The sequence below is a fragment of the Microbacterium sp. Bi128 genome, assembly GCF_918698205.1.
The window spans coordinates 1-5038 of record NZ_CAKKMM010000301.1 but is presented as its reverse complement, the minus strand read 5'-3'; the positions used below and the strand labels follow the sequence as shown (position 1 = coordinate 5038).

Genomic DNA, 5038 nt, shown 5'->3' with positions numbered 1-5038 from the left:
GTCGTCGGATCGACCGCCGCTATCGCGGTGATCGGCCTCGTCGTGGCATCCTTCGTGTTCGCCCCCGCACCCCCGCCCAGCTACCAAGCCGGCAACAGCACGGGTCGCGAGATCCAGGGCGTGGAGACTTTCGAGAACCGCTCCGACCACGTGCAGGGCGCCGTCACGTACGAGCAGACCCCGCCCGCCGGCGGCCCGCACAACCCGATCTGGCTCAACTGCGGCGTCTACACCGAGCCGCAGCAGAACGAGAACGCGGTCCACTCCCTCGAGCACGGTGCGATCTGGATCACCTACGATCCCGAGCGCGTCGACGCGGCCGGCATCGACGCCCTGAAGGCGGTCATGCCCTCCAGCTACGCGATCCTCTCCCCCTATCCCGGGATGGACAGCGCCGTGGCCGTGAGCGGCTGGAACCACCAGCTGAAGGTCGACGCCGCCACCGACCCGCGCATCGAGGAGTTCTTCACCGAGTACTGGCGCAGCCAGAACGTGCCCGAGCCCAACGCCACGTGCTCGGGGGCGCTCGACGGCCCGGGCAAGGCCTGACGTGAGCGACGACGCACCCGTCGCGCGGCCCGCGGCGCGACGGGTCGTCGTCGCCGTCGCGGTGGTCGCCCTCCTCGCCGTCGTCTTCGCGATCGGCCGGTTCACGGCCTTCGGCGCGTCCGCGGCACCGGCCACGCCCTCGACCGTGTCCGCTGACGCGGGGTTCGCCCGCGACATGCAGGTGCATCACACGCAGGCGGTGCTCATGGCGATGGAGATCTACCGCAAGACCTCCGACGACGAGCTGCGCACCCTGTCGTACGACATCGCCACGACACAGGCGGGCCAGCGCGGCGAGATGTTCGGCTGGCTCGTGCAGTGGGGCCTTCCGCAGGCGTCGTCGCAACCGCTCATGCAGTGGATGGTCGCCTCGAGCGCCCACAGCCACGGCGACACCTCGGCCCTCCCGCAGGACGAGCTGCTCGCCCAGATGGGCATGGCCTCGGATGCCGAGCTCGACGAGCTGCGCACCCTCGAGGGACAGCCCGCGGACTGCCTGTTCCTCGAGCTCATGATCCGCCATCACCAGGGCGCCATCCCCATGGCCGAAGCCGTGATCGAGCTCGGAAGCGACGCGCGCGTGAAGGACGTGGCGCAGACGATCGTCGCCGGCCAGTCGGCCGAGATCGACGCGATGCGCGACATCCAGTCCCGTCTGTCCTGCGCCGGCTGACGCCTCCTCCGACGCCGAAGGGCGTGGCATCCGATCTCCGGATGCCACGCCCTTCGTCGTCGTGCGGGGTGTCAGCCCTTCGTCGCGCCCGCGAGGAGCCCGCGGACGAAGAACCGCTGCAGCAGGAAGAACACGATCAGCGGGACCAGGATCGAGATGAACGTTCCCGCCGACTGGAGGAACCACTGGTCGCCCCACGTTCCCGACAACGAGTTCAGCGATTGCGTCAGTGGGAGCGACGACGATGGCGCGAAGATCGTCGCGACCAGCAGGTCGTTCCACACCCAGATGAACTCCAGCACCGCGAACGAGGCCAGCGCGGGAGCCGCGAGCGGCAGGATCAGGCGGAAGAACACCTGACCGTGTCCGGCACCATCGACGCGGGCCGCCTCGATGACCTCGTGCGGGATCTCGGCGATGAAGTTGTGCAGGAGGAAGATCGCCAGCGGCATCGCGAAGATGACGTGGGCGATCCACACCGTGGCGAAGCTGTGCTCCACCCCGCGCAGGTCGAACCCGGGGAAGATCGTCACCTCGTTGATCGTCAGACCACGGGAGAACAGGCTCAGCAGCGGAACGAGGGCCATCTGCAGCGGCACGATCTGGAGCGCGAAGATGAAGATGAAGAAGAAGTTGCGGCCCTTGAAGTCGATCCACGCGAAGGCGTAGGCGATCAGCGACGCGATCGCGAGGGCGAACAGCACCACCGGGATCGTGATGGCCAGCGAGTTCAAGAACGACGCGGCCAGCGTCAGGGCGGTGCCGCCCGAGGTCAGCGCGAGACGGTAGTTCTCGAGCGTGAACGACGGGTCGGTGAACACCGTCCACCATCCGGTGGACTGCGTGTCCGAACCGGGACGGAACGACGTGATGAACAGGCCGAACGTCGGGATGGTCCAGAAGAACGCGATCGCGATCGCGGCGATCGTGGCGCCCTTCGACGTGAGGCGCTTGCGGGCCATCGCCTCGTGGCGACGGGTGTCCCGGGCGACCTGACGAGCCGAACGATTGTCTGACGTGGGCTCGAGCACGACGGTGGAGGTCGTCATCGCACTTCCCTCTGCTTCCGGATCTGGCGCACGTTGAAGATGATCAGCGGCAGGACGAACAGGAACAGCACCACGGCCAGCGCTGCGGAGTGCCCGTAGCTCTGGAACCGCTGCTGCTGGTTGACCATCTCGAAGGCGAGGACGGTGGAGTCGTTGCGCCCACCGGTCATGACCGCGACGATGTCGTAGATCTTCAGCGCGCCGATGGCGATCGTGGTGAGAACCACGATCAGCGACGAACGGATGCCGGGGATCGTGACGTTGATGAACCGCTGCCACGCGTTGGCGCCGTCCAGCTCCGCCGCTTCGTTCTGCTCCGGCGGCACCGCCTTGATCGCGGCGGACAGAATGACCATGGCCAGACCCGTCTGGCTCCAGATGAACACGACGACCAGGAGCAGGGTGTTGATGAGCGGCGTGGCCGCGAGCCACGACACCGGCTGTCCACCCAGTCCCGTCACGATGGCGTTGAGCACACCGATCTGGTCGCCCTGGCGGAAGTCGTAGACGAACTTCCAGATGATGCCGGCGCCCACGAACGAGATCGCGAACGGCATGAAGATGAGCACCTTGAGGTACTTCTCCCCCGCGGCCCGGTCGATGAAGACCGCGTAGGCCAGACCGATCGCCGTGGCGAAGGTGGGGGCCAGGAGCACCCAGATGAGGGTATTGATGACCGACCAGAAGCCCTCGGGGTTCGTGAAGGTCCAGATGTAGTTCTCGAGCCCGACGAAGTTCTCGCCGGTCTTGTCCAGGAACGACTGCACGAGGGTGGAGATGGCCGGGTAGACCAGACCCATCAGCAGGAGGATCGACGCGGGTGCGGCGAACAGGATGAGCTGGAACAGGTAACCGGCGCCCTGGCGGGAGCGGTAGTCGGCGTAGAAGAGCACGCCGCCGAGGATCACGGCGATGCCCAGGACGTAGATGACCGCGTTCTGGTAGGGGCGCAGCAGCATGAAGGCCAAGACAGGGATCGCGAAGCACGCGACCAGCCGCAGCCAGAAGTACCCCTTGCCCGAGCGGGGCGCGTACTCGATGAGAAGCAGGAGCAGGCCCACGACCGCGCCGAACGCGACGAGGACGATCGGGATCTGTACGAGCGGGTTCATCTCGCCCAGCGTCTTGAAGAAGCTGTTCAGCGAGAAGCCGATGGTCGTGGGTTTGGTCTCGACCGGCGCCCGCGTGACCATGAACAGGAAAAGTGCCACCGCGGCGATGAGCGCGATGACGACGACCGTGACGGTCGTCCGGTGCCTCCGTGCGAGATCGCGCGTCGCCGACTCGGCGTTCGCCCGCCCGCGTCGGGGAGATGCCGCCGGGGGCTTCTCCGCCTGGCTGATCTGGGTCATGACTTCCCTCCCGAACACGCCCTCGTGCTCATCGGTGGACGGGCCGACTCAGCGGCACCGTGGTGGGGGTTACGGTACCGGTGGGCCGCCCGCCGAAGCGGACGGCCCACCGGTCATGCGGGTCGGGTCAGTTGTTGTAACCGGCCTGGATGTCGCTCAGCACCGTGTCGGTCGGCGTGCCGTCGATCCAGCTCACCATGCCCTTCCAGAACGATCCGGCACCGACGGTGGCCGGCATCAGGTCGGAGGCGTCGAAACGGAGCGTCGTCTTCGGGTCCTGCAGCGTCTTCATCGCCTCGGTGAGGAACTCGCTGGAGGCGAGCGACGGGTCAGCGCCCTTGTTGGCCGAGATGACGCCGCCGAGCTTGACGCGGGCGTCGGCGAACTCGGGAGTCGACATGAACTCGACGACCTTCTGGACGTTCGCGTCGTCGGAGAAGGACGCGACGAATTCGCCGCCACCCTCGACCGCGAGTTCGCCTTCCTTCACACCCGGGAGCAGGAACGCGTACACGTCACCGTCGGGCGCGATGGTCGGGGTCTCACCCGCGGCGGTCTTCACCGTGAGGAAGTTCGCGGAGAGGAACGACGCCTGGTGGGTCATCGGGCAGCTGCCGTCGGCGACCTTGGCGGCGACGTCGGCGAAGGCCGTGGAGTTGATGCTCTTGACGTCACCGAAGCCGGCGTTGACGTACGCCGGGTTGAGGAGGATCTCCCCCACCGCGTCGAAGGCCTGCTTGATCTGCGGGTCGGTGAACTTGACCTCGTTGGCCACCCACTGGTCGTAGACCTCGGGGCCCGACTGACGCAGGACCATGTCCTCGACCCAGTCGGTTCCCGGCCAGCCGGAGGCCGCGTCGGAGGCGAAGCCGGCGCACCACGGGGCGGCGCCCGTCTTCTGCTGGATCGTCTGGGTCAGGGTCAGGAGCTCGTCGAAGGTCTTCGGAATCTGGACGCCCCACTCCGCGAACTTCGTCGGGGAGTACCAGACGTAGCCCTTGAGGTTGGCGAGCATCGGGGCGGCGTAGAAGGTGCCGTCCTCGGTGCCGTACGACTTCCAGTCCTCGCCCCAGTACTCGTCGACGTTGGCCGAGACGGCGTCGGAGGCCTTCTGGACCTCGCCCGTCCCGATGAGGGTCTTGAGAAGACCGGGCTGCGGGACGATCGCGATGTCGGGGGCGTCGCCACCGGACACCTTGGTCACGATGTTGCCCTCGAAGCTCTTGTCGCCGGTGTAGACGACCTTGATGCCGGTGTCCTTCGTGAACTGGTCGAAGCTCTGGTTCAGCGCGTCGGCCTCGGGGCCGGTGATACCGCCCGAGATGCGGACGGTGGTGGTGCCCTCCGAGCCACTGCCGGATCCGCCCGAGTCGCCCTCGGCGCAACCGGCGAGCGCGATCGCACCGACCGCCAGC

At 67.2% G+C, this 5038-nt stretch carries 5 protein-coding genes; 2 read left to right on the top strand and 3 right to left on the bottom strand.

Translation table 11 applies throughout. From position 1 onward, the window contains the following. Together LQV45_RS17570 and LQV45_RS17565 are read left to right on the top strand one after the other, a co-directional pair. Nucleotides 1-549, top strand: a 549-nt coding sequence (locus tag LQV45_RS17570) for a DUF3105 domain-containing protein (RefSeq protein ID WP_230008131.1), incomplete at its 5' end; no start/stop codon positions are given. Nucleotide 550: 1 nt separating this feature from the next. Next, a complete protein-coding gene (locus LQV45_RS17565) occupies nt 551-1222 on the top strand; it encodes a DUF305 domain-containing protein (protein ID WP_230008130.1) in 672 nt (223 codons plus the stop codon). Nucleotides 1223-1293: 71 nt separating this feature from the next. Here the strand turns inward: LQV45_RS17565 and LQV45_RS17560 are convergent, their stop codons facing one another. The 3 genes from LQV45_RS17560 to LQV45_RS17550 form a co-directional block, all read right to left on the bottom strand. Beyond that, nucleotides 1294-2271, bottom strand: coding sequence for a carbohydrate ABC transporter permease (locus tag LQV45_RS17560; protein ID WP_138177962.1), 978 nt, complete (start codon nt 2269-2271; stop codon nt 1294-1296). Next, nucleotides 2268-3623, bottom strand: a complete 1356-nt coding sequence (locus LQV45_RS17555; protein ID WP_374208239.1) for a carbohydrate ABC transporter permease — start codon at nt 3621-3623, stop codon at nt 2268-2270. Before LQV45_RS17555 ends, LQV45_RS17560 begins: the two co-directional genes overlap by 4 nt. Nucleotides 3624-3750: 127 nt before the next feature. After that, on the bottom strand, nt 3751-5037 hold the full coding sequence (locus LQV45_RS17550; protein WP_230008129.1) for an ABC transporter substrate-binding protein: 1287 nt from the start codon (nt 5035-5037) through the stop codon (nt 3751-3753). Between the last annotated feature and the right edge of the window lies 1 nt (nt 5038).

Bases quoted from the DNA above. Each gene is read 5' to 3' on its own strand.
- LQV45_RS17560 (WP_138177962.1), bottom strand. From the start codon at position 2,271: ATGACGACCTCCACCGTCGTGCTCGAGCCCACGTCAGACAATCGTTCG.
- LQV45_RS17555 (WP_374208239.1), bottom strand. From the start codon at position 3,623: ATGACCCAGATCAGCCAGGCGGAGAAGCCCCCGGCGGCATCTCCCCGA.